We start from the raw sequence: 21440 nt of genomic DNA, 5'->3' as shown, positions 1-21440 counted from the left end.
AAGAAAGGGTGTTTCGTATGACAAAAAAGAAAATAGAAGATTTCTTAACAAACTCCGAAAAAGCGGAACTGCTAGAAAACTATAAATGTTTACGAGAAGCCCGCACAAAAAGCGAAGCTAACTATTTTGGCGAAGCAGTAAACCATCTATTAAATAAAGCAAAAAAACGAATTATTGAAGAAGCAGGAATACACGATGAAAACGCGGCAACCGTTCAATCTAAACGAAAAGCACTGTTTTAGTCTTATCGCTAAAACAGTGCTTTTTATTTGCAAAGCTTTTATGATGCGATCCCCTTTTCCTTTCCCTTTATAAGCTTTTCACTTTTTCTAAACAGAAATAGAGCAATTATATATAGTGATGCTGTAAAACACCCTACTAATATAAAACTATGAAAAGTAGCAAATAGTATTCCAGCTACTGCCGCTCCAATCATTTGTCCAATATACATAGAAGCATTAGCAAGGGAAGCGCCTGTTCCCCTCGCTACACTAGACATGTTTTGTAAATACCCCATCATTAACACAAACAAAATTCCTGTTATAAAAAATAACACAAAAAAGAACAACTCAACAAATATCATGTTTTGTAAATGTGGCAATATTACATATAAACCCGCTGCAAACAAAATCCCACCATAAAAAGCAAAATTATATCCTATTTTTTTTACAAGTTTAGGCCCTAATATATTACCCGTTAAATTTCCTAGACCAAGTATGAGCATTGCAGTTCCTACTTCATTCACTTGTAATCCAAATTGGGCTGTAAGCCATACTCCAAAAAACGAAAATGCTGCAAAATTACCCGTCTGAAAAACGAAATATGCAAAATATGAGAGCGAAACCTTTGAATCTCTGAGTAATTGTTCATAGCGTTCTAAGATTGGTTCTTTACTATCCCCAGTGTGAACTGGTCGTATCTCTGGCATTACAACATAAATAAGAATAATAAGTAATGCTGAAATTATGCCAATGAAATAGAATGGTGTTGTGTAGTGTATCGTTGCTAAATATGCGCCAATCGGTAGTCCAAGTACTTGAGCTAATGATAATCCAGCTGTTGCAACCCCAATTGATTTTACGATTTGATCCTTCTCCATAAGAAGCGGAATAGATGCCCACACTTGCGGGGACACAAAGGCTGCACTTACACCTGCCAAAAAACGAAAAGTAAGCATCCACCAAAAACCTGGTGCAATTCCGCACAAAAACGTACTCATTGCAAAAAAAAACATCCCTACTATCATTACCTTTTTCCTATTCAATCTATCTGAAATAGGGCCAGCAATAAGTGCAAATACTGCATACCCTAAGGCATATGAGCTCACCATCCATCCGGAAATTTCCGTTGAAACATGATACACATTTTGTAATGTCGGCAAAAGTGGTGAAATTAAGAAAGTATCTGTACCAATCATAAACATCATTATAAAGAATACGCCTAGTACTCTTTTCATTTATACCATCTCCTCAAATATGAAAAGGGGATCTATCCCCCTCCTATTAATCTTCTAGTATAGATTCGATATACTTCATATCATTCTTATTTAATGACACGTCCACCGCTTTTACACTTTCTCTTATTTGTTCTGCACGCTTTCCACCAGGAATGACTGCATCAATTCCTTTTTTATTTAATAGCCATGCTAATGCTAAATGAGGCAATTCTATATCTTTTTCTCTCGCTAAAACTTTTAAGTTTTCAATCTTTGAAAAATTACCTTTATATGTATGTTCTTCAAATAGCTCTACGTCATGACGCCAATCTTTTTCATTTAGTTTAAAGTCTTTTGTATATTTACCACCTAATATTCCAAAAGCAAGAGGGCCATATGGAATAAACGAAATTCCGGTTTCTATGCAATACGGTAGCAATTCTTTCTCTGCCCTGCGATCTAACATATTATAAGGTGACTGCACAACATCTATATCTCCATATTGATTCGCCTCTTTTAATTGCTCTACATTCACATTTGATATTCCAATTGAACGAATTTTCCCCTCTTCTTTTAAGCGGACAAGCTCCCCAATTGAATCTATGTAACTCATTTCAGGATTTGTAAAATGTAAATAATATAAATCAATATACTCTGTCTGTAATCTTCTTAAACTATTTTCCAAAGCATCTCTTAAATAATTTGGTTCATTATTTATACATGTCGAGCCATTCAATAAGTGCTGTATCCCACCTTTTGTAGCAAGTACAAAATCTTGGCGCTTCCCTTTCACAACTTCTCCGATTAATTCCTCAGATCGACCAAACCCATATGCATCTGCTGTATCTAAAAATGTAATTCCTTGCTGAATGGCTTCTTCTATCAGTTGTTTTCCTTCTCGCTCATTCACATTTGCATATAAATTATGCCCCCCTACTGCATTTGTTCCTAAACCCATTTGAGAAATTTGTAATCCAGCCTTTTGTAGTTTCGTATACTTCATTTCTTCTCCCCCTATATTTCTATTGTTCGAACATATTCGAACAATAGAAATATAGCACGTTATATGCTATAGTGCAACTATAAGAACTTATACAAGTAGGTGAAACGATGCGAACACTATATCATCCAAATCGAGAGGAAATTCAATTTTCTTCTGTCTTATATGCACTTAGCGATCAAATCCGCTTGCAAATTGTAAACATGTTACTAGAGAAAAATGAACAATCTTGTGGTGCGTTAAACATTCCAATTGCAAAATCAACCTTATCCCACCATTTCAAAGTTTTACGTGAATCAGGTGTTATGTATACACGCCTTGAAGGCACACAGCGTTTTATTTCAATTCGAGAAGAAGACTTAAATACTAGATTCCCTGGTTTATTAGATGTTGTATTAAAAGCGACAGAACCATACTAAAAAACATCTCATATTCCATATGAGATGTTTTTTAGTAATTCCTATTCTTTTAACAAATCTATTAATCCATTTCCTTCAGATGTACGCTCATATCCTAAAGGTACAGTCCTTTTAATAAGTTGTGCATATATTTCCGGTTCTGACAACTTTCTGCCATACTCTCTTTCACACTGCTTAATGAGAAGTGCCAACACTCCAGCAATATGCGGTGTCGCCATTGAAGTACCACTTAATACCGCATATTTCCCTTCTGGATAGGTAGACAGTACTTCAGCCCCTGGTGCTACTAAATCAATTTCTTGATTAGAATTACTAAAGCACGCAATTTTCCTCTCTAAATTTACAGCACCAACTTCAATTACTTCAGAATAAGCGCCGGGAAAATCTAATTCCTCTGTTTCATCATTGCAATCCCCATTATTTCCTGCCGCACATACAACAAGTACGTCTTGCTTTACTGCATGTTGGATTACTTCGTGTAACTCTGGTACATCCTGAGGACCACCAAGTGACATAGAAATAATTCGAATCCTTTCTTGATTAGGCCCTCTCCAACGTACTGCATAATCAATTGCCTCAATAATTTGTTGGTAGCTTCCAGATCCATCACCGGCTAATACCTTTAATACTAACAATTTAGCAAGGGGAGCTACCCCTAAAACGCCGACTCCATTTTCGGTCGCTGCAATCGTGCCAGCAACATGAGTACCATGGCCATTATTATCAAGATAAATGTTTGGATCCCCTTCGTAATCCTGAGTGAAATTTCTCCCACCAATAATTCGATCCTTTAAATCAACGTGATTGATATCGCAACCTGTATCTAAAACGGCAACGACAATATCTTTTCCTTTTGCGCTCTTTTCCCATACTTCTGGAGCATGAATCAGTTGTACACCTGGTGGAATTTCGTTTACTTGCTCCACCACTTTATTTACAGTAAACGGAATTAGTTGAATACCTTTTTGCTTATTTGCTGTACTACTGCTCATTGGAATCCCTCCTGGAAATATATTTTTTCATTCTAAACACATATTGAATACGCTTACATTAGAATTAACATTCGTTTTCCTAATTTCATTTTCCTTCTTTTTGACTACATACGATAAATAGCAGGTAATCTTTCATCATTTAGTAAATTTAATTTAAAAATAAAAGAGCCACTTAAGTAGCTCTTTTACTTCAAACAAACTATTATTCTTCTAACGTTACATATATCCTTCTATATTTAAGATGGCAATGTTTAATTCCGCTCTTTTTCAAAAAAATTCTCTATTTCTTTTATTAAATATTTTGCACCCTCTATGCTAAGAGTAATATTCCCACTTGCCAATGTGATATTTCCCTCTGATATCTCACCAGTTATTTGACACGTATTATACGGTTGATATTTTTGTAAAATGATTTTCTCTTCCTCTACAAAAATTTCAAGCGGTGATTTTATTTGTATTCCTAATATATCTCTTAATTCTTTAGGAATTACAATCCGTCCCAATTCGTCAACTTTTCGAATAATTCCTGTTGCCTTCATGCTTAAGCCCTCCTTATGAAATATAAATGGTTTCACCTCGCTTCTTTTATTTTATCATTATACATTTGGAAAAGCTTGCCTCTATTTTAAAAAATTGTAGTATAAAAGCTTTAAAAATGATTTAGCGCATCCCTAATCTTTCCTTCAATTGTTTTAAATAACGAGCTCTTATCATGATGAAATATACGATTTGAATTCCTACAAAGATGCTTAATACAATCGTATTTTCTTTGAGAAGTGAATACTCAAACATTTGCCCTAAAGCTGTTAATGCAACTGCACCATGTAATGTCGCGGTACCAATTGGAACGAAGAATAATAGTGCCAAACGAATGGTGACTACTTTAGATAGTTCTCCACTTGTTAACCCTACTTTTCGAATGGATTCAAATAAACGATAATCATCTTCTAAATCAGAGAATAACCGGAAATATAAAAAACTTCCTGCGCAAACAAAGAACACAATACCAATAAAAAATCCTACGAATAAAATCGGCCCTGCAATTTGTAAACTTTGATTTTTATCATACTCTGCCGCACTAAATGTCAAATGTTCTTGATACGTTTTTATTTGATTCGTAAGTTCTTTTCCAACCTCAATTTCCTCTTTCGTTTCTGTCGTTTTATACATGTAATCTTTTTCTTCTTTAAATCCAACTTGTAATAAATCATATTGTGCTTGTGTAATTACATAAACATTTCCTCTAAACATTTTACTTAATGAAGATGTATTAACTTTTTTCACTTGCAGAGACTTATTACTATTCGGTAATTCAATTGTTTTTCTCTCTTTTCTCGGTGGCCCTGGTATTTCTACTGATAGAAATAACGCTTCACTCTCAGTCGATGAAGCAACAGGTTCCCCAGCTAACTTTGCATATTTCTTATAATCAGATTCCTTTATAAAGACCGCACCTTGTAATGAATGATCTCCAGTCTGTTTCGATGTAATGTCTATTTTCGAAGCTGCTATATTATATTTCTTTAATGTTTGATCAATGAATTGCACATGCTGTGATTCACTATCATTCCCTTGCTTAGAATGATAGTGGAATCCAATTGGCTGCTCCATAATTCCTTTTGTCATAGAAGCAAAACCAACTAAAGTACCAATTGCTGAAAATGCTACAGTTGAAATAATCGTCACAATAAAGAACATTCGTGCGTTATCTCTCATGCGATATGCTAAATCTGACAAAGTAATAATATTCGTTCTTGTCCAATAGAAGCGTTTACTCTTTTTACATAATCGAATGATAAAAACACTTAACTGCTTATACAATAAATATGTACCAATAGTGACTACCGTTGTGACAGGAATCATCATAATAAATACCATAGCACCATGCGAAATTAAAGCACCTACATATCCTGCACTAAGCAATAGTACAGCTAAAACTGATGAAATAACCGATGCTTTCGGTTCTGGCTTTGCTTGTGCTGATCCTCGAAACAATTTCATAATTTGATTTTTACGAATCATTCCTGCACTAAAGAATGAAATAATAATAAACAATACGAAAAACATAACACTTGTTACAGCAAATGCTGCCTTTGGTAAGTAATACGATAATGATATATCTAATTTTAATAACAATGGGGCTACCCAAATTAATATACCTGAAAACAACATTCCACAAAGAATCCCCATAATAATTGCAGCGATACCAATCATGATATTTTCAAAAAAGATAAGACGCTTTAGTTGATATTTCGTCATACCAAGCATCATTAGTATGCCTAATTCTCGCTTTCTCGTTTTTAAAAACATACCCATTGAATATAAAATAAAGAAAAATGTAAACAAATAAATAATTGATTGTGCAAAAGACATACTTACGAATACATACCGTCCTAATTCTCCTGCACTTAATGCTGGATGGAACGCAAAAAATGAATAAACAAAAAAGGCCATAATTGCAAATGCACTACTCAAAAAGTAAGCTGAGTATGTCCGTCTATTTCTCGTTACATTCCGAAACGCTAATTCTCTAATATTCATCTTACTTCTCCGCCCTTCTACTAAATATGCTTTTATATTAATAAGGAGAAGAAATATCTTCCATCGATTCAAATGACAAAAACCTTACATTTTTGAAAGGTTATAAAAGAATTGATTAAACGAGGCCATTTCATTATAATGACTACATTCACATTCATACACTCATCCTATTGTATATTCGTTAGTTTTGCGAAATAATAAAGGATAGAAGTATGTGCCAATATACATATAAATGTATTTATCGTTCCATATGAATAGGAGGAAAACAGAATGACATTACAAGAACAGATTATGAAGGCATTACATGTTCAACCTGTAATCGATCCAAAAGCTGAAATTCGTAAGCGAATTGATTTCTTAAAAGACTATTTAAGAAAAACAGGTGCAAAAGGATTTGTACTTGGAATTAGCGGTGGGCAAGATTCTACGTTAGCAGGTCGTTTAGTTCAACTTGCGGTCGAAGAGGTTCGTAATGAAGGTGGAAACGCAACATTTATCGCTGTACGTCTTCCATATAAAGTACAAAAAGATGAAGATGATGCGCAATTAGCATTACAATTTATTCAACCAGATCAATCAGTTGCTTTTGACATCGCAACAACTGTTGATGCCTTTTCAGATCAATATGCAAATTTATTAGGAGAATCACTAACAGATTTCAATAAAGGCAATGTAAAAGCACGTATTCGCATGGTTACACAATATGCAATTGGTGGACAAAAAGGCTTACTTGTTATCGGAACAGATCACGCTGCTGAAGCTGTAACAGGTTTCTTCACAAAATTCGGCGATGGCGGTGCAGACCTTTTACCATTAACAGGATTAACGAAGCGACAAGGGCGTGCTTTATTACAAGAGTTAGGTGCTGAAGAACGCCTTTACTTAAAAATGCCAACAGCTGACTTATTAGATGAAAAGCCAGGTCAAGCTGACGAAACAGAATTAGGCATTACATACGATCAATTAGATGATTACTTAGAAGGAAAAACAGTTCCAGTAGACGTTGCAGAAAAAATTGAAAAACGTTATACAGTGAGTGAACATAAAAGACAAGTACCAGCATCGATATTTGATGATTGGTGGAAGTAAAAAACATATGAAAAAGAAGCTAATTTTATTTAGCTTCTTTTTCTTTTAACGAAATACTGCTGTTCTCTTCTCTAAAAGATCCTCCAAGCAATCTTGGTGCTGCTCATTGAATAATGAAGGCATTTGATGTAACGAGAAAAACTTCAAATCTAACGTTTCATCACCGTCTACTTTTCTACTCCCTCCAACGATCGAAAACTTAAAGAAAATCCCAATTGTCTGAGCTTGATCTCCGTTCGGATATGTTTGAAAATATTTCGTGTATACTCCGATAAGCTCACTTATTTCTACATCATATCCTGTTTCTTCTTTTATTTCTCGAATTGCTGTCTCTGCTGCAGATTCACCTAATTCCATCGCCCCACCTGGAAATCCCCAAGCACCACTGTCTCCCCTTTTCTGTAGAAGCACCTCACCTAACTCGTTAAAAATGCAGCCGCCAGCAAAATTTAAAAAGACATAATCATGCCCTACTTTTTCACGTAATAACTTTATATAATTAGCCATCCTCTTCCCCTTTTCATACATCTTCTATCATTATTTCTTATCTTTTTCAAGCAATTCAATAATCCGGTCTAGCTTCTGATTCATATTGATAACATGTTGTTTTTTTGCAAAGTTATTTTGCAATAACCTTCTAATGAACAGAGTAAATGATACGAAAAACAAAACGATAAGTCCGATTACTAGACAAAAATAAATCAATGTAAATATGTTATTTTCGAACAAACTCATTCCAATATCACACCCTCTATTTTTCATGTTTTTATCATACAATTCAGAATAAAGGGTGAAAAACTAAATACATACAAAAAGAGCACCTTTTATAGATGTTCTTTTTCATTAATACGTAAATGTAATTGTCGCTAATGAGTAACCTGCCATCGCACTATAAGGTGCAACTTGATAAGACACTCGCTTCGCACCTTTTGGCCAAGTAATTTCATTCAATACTTTTTTTATATCTTGCATTGTCATGTCCATAGACTGCTTATAGCGTAATTCTACTTTTTCTGGTTTTGAAGCAAATTGCTTCTGTAATTTTTGCTTCAATTCGTTATAATTTTCCGCCCCGTATTGTGTAGACAAATATACTAAATTCGTATCTTTTAACATTTGTTGATATAGAGCAGCTTTTGAACTACCTGCTTTTATTTTATTTGTTAATTCATTATAGTAATTCGTAGACGCTACTGGGTATTTACTACGATCCCACTCATGGTCTTTACTTAATTGCTCATCAGACATATTAAAATAAGAGTATGTCACGCGCCCTGCTTTATCCGGAACTGGATCGTCAAATGTAGTATCAAGGTGATACCATTTATTTTCAATCTTCACTAAGTTCCACGCATGCGCTTGCCCATTTCCTTTTCCAGTGACAATATGAGATTGGATGCCCGCTTCTTTGAATAATTGATATGTTAATAATGTATATCCTTGGCAAACAGCAGAACGATTAGCTAACGCTTCATATGCTGTATATGCTTGATAAGAAGTATCATAGGATACATGTTTCACAACGTAATCATGAATTACCTTCACTTTTTCATGTTCGTCCATACCCGGTTTTACAATAGAACTTACAATTGCTTTCGCCTGTGTTTTTACATATTGCGTTTGTTCTTTTGATTCACGATACGTAATATTTAATGTAAACGTATAGTTTCCTGGTATTCCTTTAATAGCGTATCGTGTACTTGCCACATTATATTTCACATACTCATCCGCATCTACAATTTTATTATACTCTTGATAGAGTTTGTCCATCACATCTCTACCATTTTTATCATTCGTTTTATATGTGATTGTAATATTCTCTTCACGATTATCAATATGTTTCTTTAATTCTTTTTGAAAATCCTCTAACAACTTAGCATCCAGTTGCGTAGCCGCTACATTTGTTGTTGAAGCTGCGTGCGATACAGAAGGTATTTGTAATCCACCTATTACAATTGTTGAACAAAGTGCGACAGCTGTCACATACTTATTTGCCTTTTTCATCTCGTCACTCCTCATATTCTAGAAATATACGAAAAACTCTCGTATATTTTCAGAGTATACAATACTTTTTTAAAAAGAGCATATGAGATTATGCATATTTATTAATTAACATTATAAAAAAATATATTTAAAAAGGTTGTTCTTTCAGAAAAAGAACAACCTCCTCTTTAACAAGTTTGTAAAATACAACATGTATTTTCAAAACGTTGATTTTTCAAATCCTCGTTTCCAATACAGAAATATAACATCCCCAAATCTCCCCACATCATATTACAATTTTTATAATCTGAATCAATTTGGAATAAAAGCGTCATATTACGTGGATCTATCCCCATATAATCTCCAGTTTCTTGTAACACTTCTTCTTGTACTGAGAATGGTTCTCCAAATATTTGATGGTTATCATAGTGATCTGGAATTAGCTCCTCAAGTAATTGTAAAAACCGATCTGAATCCGCTTCATCATCAATAAAGAGCTCAGGTAACTTATATGTTAGTTCAAATGAAATTTCACATTGATTAAATTTCTCTGGAATCTCATCCGCTCTTCGCAATTCTTCTTTGGAAACATCATAGTAAAGAACACATCCAGCATCGTTTTGATTCACATCTTCTTCAAAATAATTTTCAATACAAAAGAAATACAACATCCCTGTTTTAGGCAGATTGTGATTCATATCGATATTTTGTACATCACTTAAATTAAATTGCGCAATAAAGTTCAATGGCTTCCCTTTATATATCGGATATTCAAACGAATTAGGTACATCTGGGACTCCCCCCATTTTAGAACTCCCAATCGTAACTTTTTCCTGTTGTTTTGGAACAACTTTTATACAAGGGAATATCGTATTTATGAGTTCCTGTTTTACATGCGTCAGTCCATATTTATCAATTAAAAATTCAATTTGCTGTTTCATAATTTCTCCTTACGTTTATATATTCATTCGTATCATAGCACAAAAATCATACCCTCTTCATCGGAAAATCAACAAGCCCTCAAAAAACGGGCTTATCCGTCATACGCGAACGAGTTTAAAAGAGCATAGTATACAATGTTCCTACAAACATGATATCTCATAATTTCTTACAGTATACTCTCTAATTATTCATTTTAACTTTTAATATAAGGAGGCATTCTACATGGGTTACGGATATAGTTGTGGTGGCTACGGTTACGGCGGTTACGGCGGCAGTTGCGGTTGTGGTTATGGAGGTTTCGCTTTATTAATCGTTTTATTTATCCTTCTAATCATCATTGGAGCTAGCTGTTGGGGCGGCTTCATCGGTTGCTAAGTAATCTAAAAAACTATTGTAAGAAAGCACGTATATCACGTGCTTTTTTGCTATTCAAAAGAACAATAATGAATTGAAAGGAAAAGCGCCTATGAAAATCGATGGTGTATTTGAAGGTGGCGGTGTGCGCGGCATTGCACATGTCGGGGCGATTTGTGCTTTAGCGGAGCAAGGTTACGAATGGGAGCGTGTAGCTGGTACTTCAGCTGGAGCTATTATCGCTGCGCTTGTGGCAGCAGGATATTCTTGTACAGAATTAAAAACGATTATAAATAGCATTGATTACAACCAATTTGTAAAAAAAACTTTCCTTGATAGAATCCCTTTCATCGGTAAAGGGCTGAGCGCTTGGTCCACACTCGGTATTTATTCAAATGCATTTCTAGAAGAATGGTTAGAGGATTTGCTTAGAAAAAAAGGGATTCATCTTTTCACTGACTTACCTGATTTGAATAAACTCAAGATCATTGCTTCCGATATAAGCAACGGGAAAATGGTTATCTTCCCTGATGATTTACCAAACTACGGATTTTCAAACTACCGATTCTCTATTGCAAAGGCAGTTAGAATGAGCGGAACCATTCCTTTCTTCTTTGAACCGTTGAAGTGGAGAACTCCAAGATGGAAACAGCCTTGCTATATGGTTGATGGTGGTATTTTAAGTAACTATCCAATATGGATTTTCGACTCACCTACATCCCCTCGCTGGCCTACTTTTGGATTTCATTTTGTAAAAGATGAGATTCAAGCGGAACCAGTTCATTATGAAGAACCTATCTCCCTGTTCAAAGGTTTATTTAAAACAATGATGCAAGCTCACGATTTACGCCATCTAGATAAAGAATCAAAGGCAAGAACTATTACAATTCCAACTGGAACAATTACAAGTACTAAATTCCAATTAACGAATGGAGAGAAAGAATGGCTTTATAACTCCGGATATAACGCCGCTAATGAATTTTTACAATCTTGGAACTTCAGACAGTATGTCAATGAATATAGAAGCGGAAAACAGGATCGAAAAACAAATCGATATTTCCGCCAACTCGACTCATAATTCTATTATTTTGGATGAAGAGGAAATGATGCCTTAAAAATGAATAAGCCTAATAATCTATCGTATTATTGGGCTTATTCGTCTTCTTCCCACTCTCACATATTGTTTAAAAGCGTTCTTTCATTTAAGGATAAGTTAGTCCTTCTGCCTCTTCAGCTGTAATCACTACATAATGCTCTCCCGTTCTTAATCCTAATAATTCCGCTTTTTCAATTGCTTCTTGCTTTGTCTCTGCATAAGCAGCTAAATATTTACTTCCATCAATGATTTGACAAATAACATATTGCTTCATACTTTTCACCTTTTTATATTTATATTATTTTTGCAGCTTGCATAAAGAATAATTACTATACAGTCAAATTCCTTATCAACTGTGCCACCTTTTTTATTCCGATTTCAATTTCATCTAAAGTTGCATAGGAATAAGAAAGACGTAAAAATTGTCCTGCATTCCTATCATACATATTACCCGGATTTAATAAAATATTTTCTTGTAACGCTTTTTCAAATAAATTCCGATTCGAAATTTCTAAATGAATATGTAGCCAAATATAAAAACTCCCTGTTGGCACATGCCAAGTTGCTATACCTTTACAATATTTCTCTAACATACGAAGCATTAAATCTCTCCGTTTTTTCAATTCGCTTCTTATGTATTGTAAATGTTTGTAATATAAGCCGCTTTCAAACCATTCTGCTGCAATTTGTTGAGATATAGAACTCGAACCATAATCCGTTTGCATTTTTATATCTGCCAATCTTTGAATAACTGGTTCTGAACCAACAATCCAACCAATTCTTAAACCAGGACTTATTACTTTAGACATACTTCCAATATGCAGTACAATACCATTTTTATCGTATGCCTTTAACGGTTTTGTTACTAGTGAATCAAACCATAAGTCTTGATACACCGCATCCTCAATAATTGGTAATCCGATTTCATTACATACTTTTATTACTTCTTTCCTTCTCTCATCATCCATAGTAAAGTTTGTTGGATTATGAAAAGAAGGAATTGTATATAAAATAGACGCATTAAATTGCTTCTTATATTTTGCAATATATGATGGATGAAGACCCTTTTCATCCATCGGTATACCAATCAAACGCATTCCCGCTGATTGAAAAATATTAAGAGAGTACAAGTATGATGGCTTTTCTAGTAAAATAGACGTCCCTTTATGAAGGAGTCCCATTGAAATAAGCTGTAGTGCTTGAATTGCTCCTGAAACAATTAGGACAGAATCTGGAGATACATAGACACCGTGTCCGTCTAAGTATTCAACTATTTGTTTTCTTAAGTGAAGATTTCCTTTTGGCTCCTCATAACCAAGCATAATATTAGCTTGTGAAATTCCCCTTATAATTTGCTTCGTTTTTTTCTTAGGTAAAAGATCTGGTGAAAGCTCACCAGTTCCTAATCGAATGACATCTGGATAAAATTCAGCTTGATTGATTTCTTGTATAGCAGGCAAATTGGGATAATGAAGACCAGTTTCTACATAAGATTGCCAATTAGGTGGCGGCGCATACGTAGCTGTATTCTCATCATTATTCCGAACGATTGTCCCTTTCCTCCCCTTTCCCTCGATATATCCTTTTGCTGCTAATTCATCAAATGCCATCACAATTGTACTTCGATTCACTTCAAACATATGTGACAGAGAACGTTGTGAAGGTAATTTCGTTCCAACTGTCCATTCTCCATTTATAATTTTTTCTTTTATGTACACCTCTATTTGTTTATATAAAGGAACTGGCGAATGTATATTTGGTTTCCAATTCAAACGTTCCACCATATCACCTCACAATATTTTTGGTTGGGGAACTATCCAACCATATGGATGGATACAAATTTTCTTTTCTTCTATACAATATACAATATCATATTTGATTAACATATATAGGAGGAAACGAGATGACTGAAGCGATTATTCACGGAATCATCCTTGCGTTCGGACTTATTTTACCGTTAGGTGTTCAAAATGTCTTCGTCTTTAATCAAGGGGCTAGTCAACCAAGCATTTGGCATGCTGCTCCTGTAATACTGACGGCATCTATATGCGATACAGTATTAATTTTAATTGCGGTACAAGGTGTATCTCTTGTGCTCCTTACTTTTTCTTGGCTAACAACAGCTCTTTATGTAATTGGATTTTTCTTTCTTATGTATATGGGATGGGTTATTTGGAAAAGTGATTCTTCAAAAGAAGTAAATAAAGGGAAGCAAATGTCTTTAAAAAATCAAATCTTCTTCGCTGCTTCTGTGTCATTATTAAATCCACATGCAATTTTAGACACAATCGGTGTAATAGGAACGAACTCTATCCAATACATAGGAAGTGAGAAATGGGCATTCTCTTTTGCTACGATTACTGTTTCTTGGATTTGGTTTATCGGGTTAGCTTTTGCCGGAAAAATGTTAAAAGGGATCGATTCAACAGGGAAAACAATCGGAGTATTAAATAAAGTTTCGGGAGTGATTATATGGGGGGGTGCTCTTTATATGTTAAAACAGTTCGCTTTTCCTAGCTAAACGAAAGAGAATTGTATGCTCGCGATACGTACCATGCAATTCTCTTTCAAAACAAGCTTTTAAAGTTAAGAAGTGGGTTCAGGTTGTGGTTTTAACATCGCTTTATCTTTTGCGGGTTTAATCCATACAATTGTTACGATTGCCCCAATGACAGCAAAAATACTTGTTACATAGAATACCTCATAATCTGCTCCCTTCATAAAAAAAGAATATAGAGGTGGTCCAGCAGCTACACCAATAAAGCGCATTGAACTATAAAATGACGTAACTGTTCCCCTCTGCTCTTTTTCAATACCTTGTGTAATAAGGGCATCTAAACATGGTAAGGCGATACCAATACCTATCCCCATAATAACAAGGCAAAGAAGTAACAAATAAATCCCTTTTAAAAACAACGGTATGATAACCGACAACGCTGCTAATATAAAGCCGATATATATACACTTTTTCATAACATCTTGTTTATCCCCAATTTTCTTTCCCGCCATATATGAACTGAGCGATAGTACAAGCAACGGAATTGCAAGTATACACCCTTTCCAAACGCCATGAATGTCGTACTTTGATTCCAATATAGTCGACAAATAAAAAAGAATTCCAAATAAAATAAGCATGATGATTGCACCTAATATAAAAATTGCAACTAACCATCTTCCTTTTTCTCGAAATGTAGAAACGATGGAATGAATAAATTCTTTAAGCGGTGGCACTTGCTCTTCTTGTTTTTTTGCTTTTACTAACACTAATAATAAAATAATTGAAATAGCACATAAAATCGGAATCGCCCAAAATGGTAAAAACCATACAACTGCAGCAAGTGCAGATCCTAATATAGGACTTAGTACTTTTCCAAATGTATTTGATGTTTCAATTATTCCTAAACCTGTACTAACCTGTTTTTCATCTTTATACAAATCACCAACACATGGAATGACAACCGGCATAGCTCCGGCAGCGCCTATCCCTTGAATTGCTCTCCCTATAAGAATCCACACATAAGGGTTCTCTACTTTCCATGATACCCAGCCTGTTATTGCTCCTCCAATGGCTGCAATTAACAAACTTGGAACCATTACTATTTTACGTCCCCACCTGTCTGATAAATAGCCAGCAATCGGGATAAGTAAAATTGCGACGACAGAATAGATTGTAATAATCATGGATACTTGAAAAGAGGAAATATGCAATTTTTTTTCAATTGTTGGTAGGATTGGAATAAGCATTGAATTTCCTAATGTCATAACAAGTGGAACAGATGCAAGTGCAATTAAACAACAGTTTTCTTTTTTTAACATGTTAATTTCGAAACCTTTCGTCATTTATTTCATCCCATATAGTAGCCCTGACGGAACTCCATTTCATATTCCATCAGGGCTATCACATCTTGTCTGCCTTTTAACTTATATAACAAAAGAAATTGGAGTAAAACATAGCATTACTTCTATTCTTTCAATCCAAAAGACCGTATATCCATACTATTTAATGGAAATTAGAGATAAAACAGAATGAGAAAATAAAAAAGAAAGGAAGAATCCTTCCTTTCTCCTATGACCTTTTACATTTAGCGAGTATATCCGCCACCAAGCTGTTGTTCTGCCATCGCTACAAGGCGTTTTGTGATTTCACCGCCTACAGAACCGTTTGCACGTGAAGAAGTATCAGCTCCAAGTTGTACACCAAATTCCTGTGCAATCTCATATTTCATTTGATCTAGAGCCGCTTGTGCTCCGTTTGATGCTAAATGATTAGAATTACGATTTCTAGCCATTACCGATCACCTCCTTATATATATTAAATTGTTTCAAATCCGAAATTAAATACATGGTAATCTTTGGTTTTTATTACATAAAAAAGATATACCATTAAGTTATTGGTATATCCGTCTAAAAACTAATCATTTCATTTGTTTACATAATAAAATTATTTACACTTATTTACCTACTCGTCTATATAAAAGATCCATATCTCTCCAACAATACGCCGTTTCTTCCACATGTAATCTTTCTAAAAATTTAGTATCAACTTTTTCAGGACTAAATTTCTCATAAAATTTTTTGGAAGGATTATTTGAAATTACCCATACTAACACAGAATCGATATCATTTTTTATAAATTCAGATAAAAGACTATAAAATAATCTTTGTCCTACTTTTAATCCTTGATATTCTTGTAAAATATATATCGCATATAACTCTCCATCGCAACTATATGCACCTGTTCTTTCAACTCCACCATCAATAAAACCAATAATCTTTCCATCTAACGTCTCTGCTACAAATCTATATTGGTGATTCTTTGCTTGCTGAAAGATATTCTCCCATTGTTTTTCTCGTTGTTCATACGTTATGTTATCTAAAACTTCATTAGGTAATATTCCCTTATAAGTTGTTTTCCAACTTTCTGCGTGTACTTTTGCTATACCTAATATATCTTCTTTCATTGCTCTTCTAATATTTATTCCCACCATTTTCTCCTCCCTACTTATTCATCATTATATCAATTTATTACTATAAAAACCCAAATAAAAAAGAGTGAATTTTCATCACTCGTTTCATTATCTACTTTCAACTTCAACAGAAACAACATGATCAATCTCTTTTAACGAACTATATAGCTCAGTTGTATATAAATCTTCTGGAGCTAAAATAACCATTTCTAATTGCTGAGATGCTCCGTTATCAATATCTTTAATTTTCACTCGTTTCACTTGCATATTTAAATTTTTAATTTGCTTAAAAATCCCATCTAACTCTCGATGTTTGTTTACGGTAATTTTAATAGATAAGTCCTTTTGTCTTAATGAATATGGTCCAGCAATTTTCACAAGATGAGGAAGCACATTGATTGCTAATATAATTAAAATCATCGCTACTGTTGCTTGTATATAAAAGCCTGCTCCAATCGCAATTCCTAAAGCAGATGCAGCCCATACCATTGAAGCTGTCGTTAACCCAGAAATTACATCATTACTTCTTCGTAAAATTACACCAGCCCCAAGAAAACCGATACCACTTACAATTTGGGCCGCTAATCGCATTGGGTCCATATTCGTATGACCCGGAACAGAATATACATGTACCGATTCAATTGAAACAATTGTAATTAAACAACTCGCTACAGAAATAACCATACTTGTTTTCACACCAAGCGGTTTGTTCTTTAGCTGCCTATCAATCCCGATGAATAAACCTAAAAAGAGTGCTAAACCTAATTTGAGTAAAAATTCATATGACATATTTCATTCTCCTTACGTATACGATTTTCTTCATTTGCCCTTAAATAATAAACTATAACTCTTTTATCGTATCAATTCCAGTCTTTTCTATTCATCCAATGGAAAAAGCCGAAAAAACATTTTAAATACAATTGTTTTTTCGGCTTTCTATATTCATTTCAATCTTAATTGTAAAACTCTTTATTTTTGCTCTTTAATCTTAATCTTTGCATCTTTATAAAATGCTAATTTACCTTCATTATACTCTTTTGTATGTTGGTTAAACTGTTCTTTTGCCTTTTGCGCTTCTTCATTTTGTGTATTAAAAGTTTTGACATTTTCACCAATTTCTTTTAGCTTCGTTTCTTTTATTTTTAACTTTGCATACAGTTCTTTTTCAGCTGCTAATGCTTTCGTATAGTTTTCATTCATCTTTTGAAATGCTTCATAACGATTTTTATATGATTCTTCTACTTTTTTTGCTTGTCCTTGTAATTTCTTATCTTCAATCTTATCAATGTTACTTTGAACAGACTTTGTTTCTTTTTGAGCTTTTTCTAATAACTCTTTTTCATTTTTTAATATTTTTTCACGCTCATCTACAATTGCAGTAGCTTGATCTATTTTCTTCATTACTGCCTCATTCTGTTCTTTACCTTCTTGTAGAATTTGAGAGTATAGTTCCTGCCCTTGCTTTTCTAACTTCTCTAATTTTTTCGTGTCATCAGCCAATGATTTTTCTTGTGTTGCTGCACTTTCAAAAGCTGTATATAAGTTTTCTTCTGGCTTTTCACCGAAACAACCTGATAATAATCCTACTGATAATGCTCCAACTACTGCTACTTTTCCATACTTCAACTTCCATTCCTCCATTACATACGGTTATCATGCCAGAAGTTCACTGGGAAGTGATTTTCTTCATGATATGCTTCAAACTCATAACCCTTTTCTTTTAAGCCTTTTAAAATCGCTGGTACAGCAGCCACAGATTGAGGGTGAATATCGTGCATTAAAATAACTTCTTGTGGTTTCGTTGCACCTGCTAGTACATTTTGAACAATTTGTGCTGCAGCTGCATCCACTGGCATCTTATTGTATTTCCAGTCTAAAGAGTCAATGGTCCAATCCCAAACTTTAAATCCATCTTCTACTACTTTATTTCGAAGCGCTTCATTTAAGCCAGGCATCGAACCATATGGCGGGCGCGTTAATTTAGGTGATTTCCCTATAATATTCGCGATTAAGCCTTGATCTTCTTTCATTTCGTTAACATACTCACCATTTTTATATAACTTTGCAAAATTGTGTGTCATACTATGCATGCCAACATAATGACCTTCTGCGTTTTCACGCTTTACAAGGTCAGGAAATTCCTTTACGTTCGCTCCAATTAAAAAGAATGTTGCCTTCGCATCATGTTGCTTTAACATATTTAATAGCTCAGCTGTATATTTCCCTGGTCCATCATCAAAAGTAAGATAAGCAACTTTTCTTTCCTTGCCATTAAAACGACTTGGAGCTGATTTTTTCATATCTATTTTTGGTTGTTCACTTGCAAGCTGTACTGTGTTTTCTTGCTTAGCAACAGCTTTAGCTGGTGAAGTAATAGATTGAAACATAAAATACCCAATAGCTACTACTGCAATCGCTATTAAAACGACTGCTATTCGTTTAACTTTAAAAACATTTTCCATTCTATTGCATTCCTCTCCCTGTAAATCTTATATATAAATCACCCAATGTAATTATACATCTATTTATTTTAATACACTACAAAAACAAATTTTGTATAAATTATAGTGGGAGTTTTATCAAAATTGTTGTGCCTAATCCTTTCTTACTCATAATACTCAGTGTGCCTCCATGCAGCTCCACCATTTTTTTTACGATCGCCAAGCCAATTCCTGCACCAGCAGCATAATTATTAATTTGATAGAAGGACTGATTTACAAATGGTAAATGTTCTTTGGCAATTCCAATCCCTTGATCTGTCACTTTAATAATTGCTTGTTCCTCTACTTGTGTTACATCAATATACACTTCACTTTGTGCATACGAATACTTAATTGCATTATCAACAATGTTTAAGAAAATTTGTTTTAATCTATCTTGATCACCAATTAACTCAATTTGTTCTATATTTGCAATAAGTTTGATTTGTTTTTTTTCAGCCTTTGGAGTTAATTGCCAAATCGTTTCCTTTAGTATATCGTATAGTTGCACCTTTTGCTTATACAGATTAAAATGATTCGACTCTACTCTTGAAAAATCTAACAATTCTTCTACTAAATGAATTAATCGATCTGTTTCACTTGAAATAATCCCCATTCCTTGCTTAACTTCTTCTTCTGTTAAGTGCTCTACTGTCTTTAGCGTTTCACTCCAGCCTTTAATTCCAGTTAATGGCGTGCGTATTTCATGCGAAATAGACGCAATAAATTCATTTTTCAATTGCTCAGCCGTTTCTATTTTATGCGACATATGGTTTAAACTATATGCTAACTCTCCTAATTCTCCAGGATAGTCTTCTTTAATTTTATAATGTAATGTCCCTTCTGCAATTTGTGAAGAGGCATGGATAATAGATTCAATAGGTTTTACAAATGAATTTGCTAGTCGTCTACTAATTAAAAACACGATGCCTGAAATGACAATTCCAACAGAAATAGTAAACATAATAATTTCAATAATTTTTGCATTTACATGCGTTAAAATAGTCGTATATTTTAAAACACCGATAGTTTGCCCTTGATGTATGAGTGGACTTAATACTTCTAATTGTTCTTGCTTGTCTTTCGTAATAATAACTCTGTGATGCATGTCCCCTTCTAATAGGGAATATGGAATATTCACCTTTCCTTCTACCTTTTGCCCACTTGAAGACTGTATAATCGTTCCGTGTCGATCAATCAATTGTAATTCTGTTCCTTCCAATTGAAAACTCCCAATTATGTCACCACTATATTCTTTCAAACGAATAAAATATAGTGAATTGTACTCAGAAAAAAAACGTGTACTCGTCTTCGCATGAGATTCTATATATTGCACAATCCCATTGTAATAATATCGATAAATTGAAACCGAAAATACTACTTCAAATAATACAAGCATAAGTGTAATGACCGTCATAAAGTATAGAGTCACTTTCCGCCTCATCTTACAGCTTCCTTCCAGACATATCCTTTCCCCCACACTGTTAAGATAAATTGAGGTTCAGATGGCTTCTGTTCTACCTTTTGACGTAAGCGCCTCATATTTACATCTACTACTTTCGTTTCACCTACATAATTAACTCCCCATATCTCATTTAAAATTTTATCACGTGAAACGGGTATCGAGGCATTATTCATTAAATAGTGTAATATCATATACTCTGTAGGGGTTAAATCAACTAGTTGTCCTTCTCTATATAAACTTTCTTGTGCGATATTTAATGAAAATGGCCCAGATGTCAGTATATTCGTTTTTTCTTCATGTACTTCTATTCTTCTTAATAAAGATTGTATACGGGCAGTTAACTCTACTGGACTAAATGGTTTCACAATATAATCATCTGCTCCCATTCCAAGTCCTTGCACCTTATCCTCATCTTGTACACGTGCGGTTAACATAATAATACCGATTTTTTTATTATCTTCCCGAATCGTTTTACATACTTGAAACCCATCAATCCCTGGTAACATTACGTCAAGTAACGCGACATCAACAGTATGTTCGCGTAAAATCTCCAGTGCTTCTTCTCCAGTAGTAGCTTCTAATACATGAAACCCAGCATGTTTCAGATTTAAAACAATAAAGCTACGAATTGGGATTTCATCTTCTAATACTAAAATTATTGGCATAATTCACACCTC

Annotated in this window: 25 protein-coding genes; 6 read left to right on the top strand and 19 right to left on the bottom strand. The window is 34.2% G+C overall.

Annotated elements, in window-relative coordinates:
• The first annotated feature begins 17 nt into the window (after window positions 1-17).
• Window positions 18-242, top strand: coding sequence for a hypothetical protein (locus DJ93_RS22365; RefSeq protein WP_042983299.1), 225 nt, complete (start codon window positions 18-20; stop codon window positions 240-242).
• A gap of 38 nt (window positions 243-280) precedes the next feature.
• On the opposite strand, the gene DJ93_RS22360 is transcribed toward DJ93_RS22365, so the two are convergent.
• Window positions 281-1456: an MFS transporter gene (locus DJ93_RS22360; RefSeq protein ID WP_042983298.1), complete on the bottom strand. Its 1176-nt coding sequence runs from the start codon at window positions 1454-1456 to the stop codon at window positions 281-283.
• A 46-nt stretch (window positions 1457-1502) separates the two neighbouring features.
• Window positions 1503-2438: an aldo/keto reductase gene (locus tag DJ93_RS22355; protein ID WP_042983297.1), complete on the bottom strand. Its 936-nt coding sequence runs from the start codon at window positions 2436-2438 to the stop codon at window positions 1503-1505.
• Between the two features lie 107 nt (window positions 2439-2545).
• Between DJ93_RS22355 and DJ93_RS22350 the strand changes: the two genes are divergently transcribed.
• Window positions 2546-2854, top strand: a complete 309-nt coding sequence (locus tag DJ93_RS22350) for an ArsR/SmtB family transcription factor (RefSeq protein WP_042983296.1) — start codon at window positions 2546-2548, stop codon at window positions 2852-2854.
• Window positions 2855-2895: 41 nt separating this feature from the next.
• Here DJ93_RS22350 and DJ93_RS22345 read toward each other — a convergent pair whose 3' ends face one another.
• From DJ93_RS22345 to DJ93_RS22335, 3 genes are all read right to left on the bottom strand, one after another.
• Window positions 2896-3846 carry a S8 family peptidase gene (locus DJ93_RS22345; protein ID WP_042983295.1) on the bottom strand — a complete coding sequence of 317 codons (951 nt, stop codon included), beginning with the start codon at window positions 3844-3846 and terminating at the stop codon, window positions 2896-2898.
• Window positions 3847-4097: 251 nt separating this feature from the next.
• The gene (locus DJ93_RS22340) at window positions 4098-4385 is read right to left on the bottom strand and encodes an AbrB/MazE/SpoVT family DNA-binding domain-containing protein (RefSeq protein ID WP_042983294.1); all 288 of its coding nucleotides are present in this window, start codon (window positions 4383-4385) and stop codon (window positions 4098-4100) included.
• 121 nt (window positions 4386-4506) lie between these two features.
• On the bottom strand, window positions 4507-6387 hold the full coding sequence (locus tag DJ93_RS22335; RefSeq protein ID WP_042983293.1) for an FtsX-like permease family protein: 1881 nt from the start codon (window positions 6385-6387) through the stop codon (window positions 4507-4509).
• 270 nt (window positions 6388-6657) lie between these two features.
• Here DJ93_RS22335 and nadE point away from each other — a divergent pair, with 270 nt between their 5' ends.
• On the top strand, window positions 6658-7476 hold the full coding sequence (gene nadE / locus DJ93_RS22330; RefSeq protein ID WP_042983292.1) for an ammonia-dependent NAD(+) synthetase: 819 nt from the start codon (window positions 6658-6660) through the stop codon (window positions 7474-7476).
• Between the two features lie 45 nt (window positions 7477-7521).
• Here nadE and DJ93_RS22325 read toward each other — a convergent pair whose 3' ends face one another.
• The 4 genes from DJ93_RS22325 to DJ93_RS22310 all read right to left on the bottom strand — a co-directional run bounded on the left by DJ93_RS22325 (window position 7522) and on the right by DJ93_RS22310 (window position 10400).
• Window positions 7522-7983: an NUDIX hydrolase gene (locus DJ93_RS22325; protein WP_042983291.1), complete on the bottom strand. Its 462-nt coding sequence runs from the start codon at window positions 7981-7983 to the stop codon at window positions 7522-7524.
• Between the two features lie 30 nt (window positions 7984-8013).
• Complete coding sequence (locus tag DJ93_RS22320) at window positions 8014-8211, bottom strand: DUF4083 domain-containing protein (RefSeq protein ID WP_042983290.1); 198 nt, start codon at window positions 8209-8211, stop codon at window positions 8014-8016.
• Window positions 8212-8319: 108 nt separating this feature from the next.
• Window positions 8320-9480 (bottom strand): transglutaminase domain-containing protein, encoded by a 1161-nt coding sequence (locus DJ93_RS22315; protein ID WP_042983289.1) that lies wholly within the window; start codon window positions 9478-9480, stop codon window positions 8320-8322.
• Between the two features lie 167 nt (window positions 9481-9647).
• Window positions 9648-10400 (bottom strand): YwqG family protein, encoded by a 753-nt coding sequence (locus tag DJ93_RS22310; RefSeq protein ID WP_042983288.1) that lies wholly within the window; start codon window positions 10398-10400, stop codon window positions 9648-9650.
• A gap of 223 nt (window positions 10401-10623) precedes the next feature.
• Here DJ93_RS22310 and DJ93_RS22305 point away from each other — a divergent pair, with 223 nt between their 5' ends.
• Both DJ93_RS22305 and DJ93_RS22300 read left to right on the top strand, forming a co-directional pair.
• Window positions 10624-10776, top strand: coding sequence for a YjcZ family sporulation protein (locus DJ93_RS22305; protein ID WP_042983287.1), 153 nt, complete (start codon window positions 10624-10626; stop codon window positions 10774-10776).
• A gap of 91 nt (window positions 10777-10867) precedes the next feature.
• Complete coding sequence (locus DJ93_RS22300; RefSeq protein ID WP_042983286.1) at window positions 10868-11833, top strand: patatin-like phospholipase family protein; 966 nt, start codon at window positions 10868-10870, stop codon at window positions 11831-11833.
• Window positions 11834-11957: 124 nt separating this feature from the next.
• Here the strand turns inward: DJ93_RS22300 and DJ93_RS22295 are convergent, their stop codons facing one another.
• Together DJ93_RS22295 and DJ93_RS22290 are read right to left on the bottom strand one after the other, a co-directional pair.
• Window positions 11958-12125 (bottom strand): DUF3933 family protein, encoded by a 168-nt coding sequence (locus DJ93_RS22295; protein WP_042983285.1) that lies wholly within the window; start codon window positions 12123-12125, stop codon window positions 11958-11960.
• Window positions 12126-12180: 55 nt separating this feature from the next.
• Window positions 12181-13632: an aminotransferase-like domain-containing protein gene (locus DJ93_RS22290; RefSeq protein WP_042983284.1), complete on the bottom strand. Its 1452-nt coding sequence runs from the start codon at window positions 13630-13632 to the stop codon at window positions 12181-12183.
• 122 nt (window positions 13633-13754) lie between these two features.
• On the opposite strand from DJ93_RS22290, the gene DJ93_RS22285 reads away from it, so the two are divergent.
• Window positions 13755-14372 (top strand): LysE/ArgO family amino acid transporter, encoded by a 618-nt coding sequence (locus tag DJ93_RS22285; RefSeq protein WP_042983283.1) that lies wholly within the window; start codon window positions 13755-13757, stop codon window positions 14370-14372.
• A 65-nt stretch (window positions 14373-14437) separates the two neighbouring features.
• On the opposite strand, the gene DJ93_RS22280 is transcribed toward DJ93_RS22285, so the two are convergent.
• The 8 genes from DJ93_RS22280 to DJ93_RS22245 form a co-directional block, all read right to left on the bottom strand.
• Entirely contained in the window at window positions 14438-15691 is a 1254-nt protein-coding gene (locus tag DJ93_RS22280) for a bacillibactin exporter BcbE (RefSeq protein WP_080743569.1), read from the bottom strand.
• A 242-nt stretch (window positions 15692-15933) separates the two neighbouring features.
• Window positions 15934-16140, bottom strand: coding sequence for an alpha/beta-type small acid-soluble spore protein (locus DJ93_RS22275; RefSeq protein WP_042983282.1), 207 nt, complete (start codon window positions 16138-16140; stop codon window positions 15934-15936).
• Window positions 16141-16302: 162 nt separating this feature from the next.
• Window positions 16303-16839, bottom strand: a complete 537-nt coding sequence (locus DJ93_RS22270; protein WP_042983281.1) for a GNAT family N-acetyltransferase — start codon at window positions 16837-16839, stop codon at window positions 16303-16305.
• A gap of 87 nt (window positions 16840-16926) precedes the next feature.
• Entirely contained in the window at window positions 16927-17607 is a 681-nt protein-coding gene (locus tag DJ93_RS22265) for an MgtC/SapB family protein (protein WP_042983280.1), read from the bottom strand.
• Window positions 17608-17787: 180 nt separating this feature from the next.
• Window positions 17788-18444 (bottom strand): YkyA family protein, encoded by a 657-nt coding sequence (locus DJ93_RS22260; RefSeq protein ID WP_042983279.1) that lies wholly within the window; start codon window positions 18442-18444, stop codon window positions 17788-17790.
• A gap of 14 nt (window positions 18445-18458) precedes the next feature.
• A complete protein-coding gene (locus DJ93_RS22255; RefSeq protein ID WP_042983277.1) occupies window positions 18459-19280 on the bottom strand; it encodes a peptidoglycan-N-acetylglucosamine deacetylase in 822 nt (273 codons plus the stop codon).
• A gap of 100 nt (window positions 19281-19380) precedes the next feature.
• Window positions 19381-20742, bottom strand: a complete 1362-nt coding sequence (locus DJ93_RS22250; protein WP_042983276.1) for a sensor histidine kinase — start codon at window positions 20740-20742, stop codon at window positions 19381-19383.
• Window positions 20739-21428, bottom strand: coding sequence for a response regulator transcription factor (locus DJ93_RS22245; RefSeq protein ID WP_042983275.1), 690 nt, complete (start codon window positions 21426-21428; stop codon window positions 20739-20741). The genes DJ93_RS22250 and DJ93_RS22245 overlap by 4 nt, the downstream gene beginning before the upstream one ends.
• Window positions 21429-21440 lie beyond the last annotated feature (12 nt).

This window comes from Bacillus clarus, from assembly GCF_000746925.1.
In the GTDB taxonomy this organism is placed as follows: Bacteria; Bacillota; Bacilli; order Bacillales; family Bacillaceae_G; genus Bacillus_A; species Bacillus_A clarus.
This window is presented reverse-complemented; position numbering and strand designations above follow the sequence as displayed.

Excerpts from the sequence above, each read along its gene's own strand:
- DJ93_RS22245 (WP_042983275.1), bottom strand. The coding sequence starts at position 21,428 with ATGCCAATAATTTTAGTATTAGAAGATGAAATCCCAATTCGTAGCTTT.
- DJ93_RS22310 (WP_042983288.1), bottom strand. The coding sequence starts at position 10,400 with ATGAAACAGCAAATTGAATTTTTAATTGATAAATATGGACTGACGCAT.
- DJ93_RS22295 (WP_042983285.1), bottom strand. The coding sequence starts at position 12,125 with ATGAAGCAATATGTTATTTGTCAAATCATTGATGGAAGTAAATATTTA.
- DJ93_RS22300 (WP_042983286.1), top strand. The coding sequence starts at position 10,868 with ATGAAAATCGATGGTGTATTTGAAGGTGGCGGTGTGCGCGGCATTGCA.
- DJ93_RS22355 (WP_042983297.1), bottom strand. The coding sequence starts at position 2,438 with ATGAAGTATACGAAACTACAAAAGGCTGGATTACAAATTTCTCAAATG.
- DJ93_RS22320 (WP_042983290.1), bottom strand. The coding sequence starts at position 8,211 with ATGAGTTTGTTCGAAAATAACATATTTACATTGATTTATTTTTGTCTA.
- DJ93_RS22315 (WP_042983289.1), bottom strand. The coding sequence starts at position 9,480 with ATGAAAAAGGCAAATAAGTATGTGACAGCTGTCGCACTTTGTTCAACA.
- DJ93_RS22280 (WP_080743569.1), bottom strand. The coding sequence starts at position 15,691 with ATGACGAAAGGTTTCGAAATTAACATGTTAAAAAAAGAAAACTGTTGT.
- DJ93_RS22275 (WP_042983282.1), bottom strand. The coding sequence starts at position 16,140 with ATGGCTAGAAATCGTAATTCTAATCATTTAGCATCAAACGGAGCACAA.
- DJ93_RS22285 (WP_042983283.1), top strand. The coding sequence starts at position 13,755 with ATGACTGAAGCGATTATTCACGGAATCATCCTTGCGTTCGGACTTATT.
- DJ93_RS22265 (WP_042983280.1), bottom strand. The coding sequence starts at position 17,607 with ATGTCATATGAATTTTTACTCAAATTAGGTTTAGCACTCTTTTTAGGT.
- DJ93_RS22350 (WP_042983296.1), top strand. The coding sequence starts at position 2,546 with ATGCGAACACTATATCATCCAAATCGAGAGGAAATTCAATTTTCTTCT.
- DJ93_RS22360 (WP_042983298.1), bottom strand. The coding sequence starts at position 1,456 with ATGAAAAGAGTACTAGGCGTATTCTTTATAATGATGTTTATGATTGGT.
- DJ93_RS22325 (WP_042983291.1), bottom strand. The coding sequence starts at position 7,983 with ATGGCTAATTATATAAAGTTATTACGTGAAAAAGTAGGGCATGATTAT.
- DJ93_RS22270 (WP_042983281.1), bottom strand. The coding sequence starts at position 16,839 with ATGGTGGGAATAAATATTAGAAGAGCAATGAAAGAAGATATATTAGGT.
- DJ93_RS22345 (WP_042983295.1), bottom strand. The coding sequence starts at position 3,846 with ATGAGCAGTAGTACAGCAAATAAGCAAAAAGGTATTCAACTAATTCCG.
- DJ93_RS22255 (WP_042983277.1), bottom strand. The coding sequence starts at position 19,280 with ATGGAAAATGTTTTTAAAGTTAAACGAATAGCAGTCGTTTTAATAGCG.
- DJ93_RS22250 (WP_042983276.1), bottom strand. The coding sequence starts at position 20,742 with ATGAGGCGGAAAGTGACTCTATACTTTATGACGGTCATTACACTTATG.
- DJ93_RS22305 (WP_042983287.1), top strand. The coding sequence starts at position 10,624 with ATGGGTTACGGATATAGTTGTGGTGGCTACGGTTACGGCGGTTACGGC.
- nadE (WP_042983292.1), top strand. The coding sequence starts at position 6,658 with ATGACATTACAAGAACAGATTATGAAGGCATTACATGTTCAACCTGTA.
- DJ93_RS22335 (WP_042983293.1), bottom strand. The coding sequence starts at position 6,387 with ATGAATATTAGAGAATTAGCGTTTCGGAATGTAACGAGAAATAGACGG.
- DJ93_RS22365 (WP_042983299.1), top strand. The coding sequence starts at position 18 with ATGACAAAAAAGAAAATAGAAGATTTCTTAACAAACTCCGAAAAAGCG.
- DJ93_RS22340 (WP_042983294.1), bottom strand. The coding sequence starts at position 4,385 with ATGAAGGCAACAGGAATTATTCGAAAAGTTGACGAATTGGGACGGATT.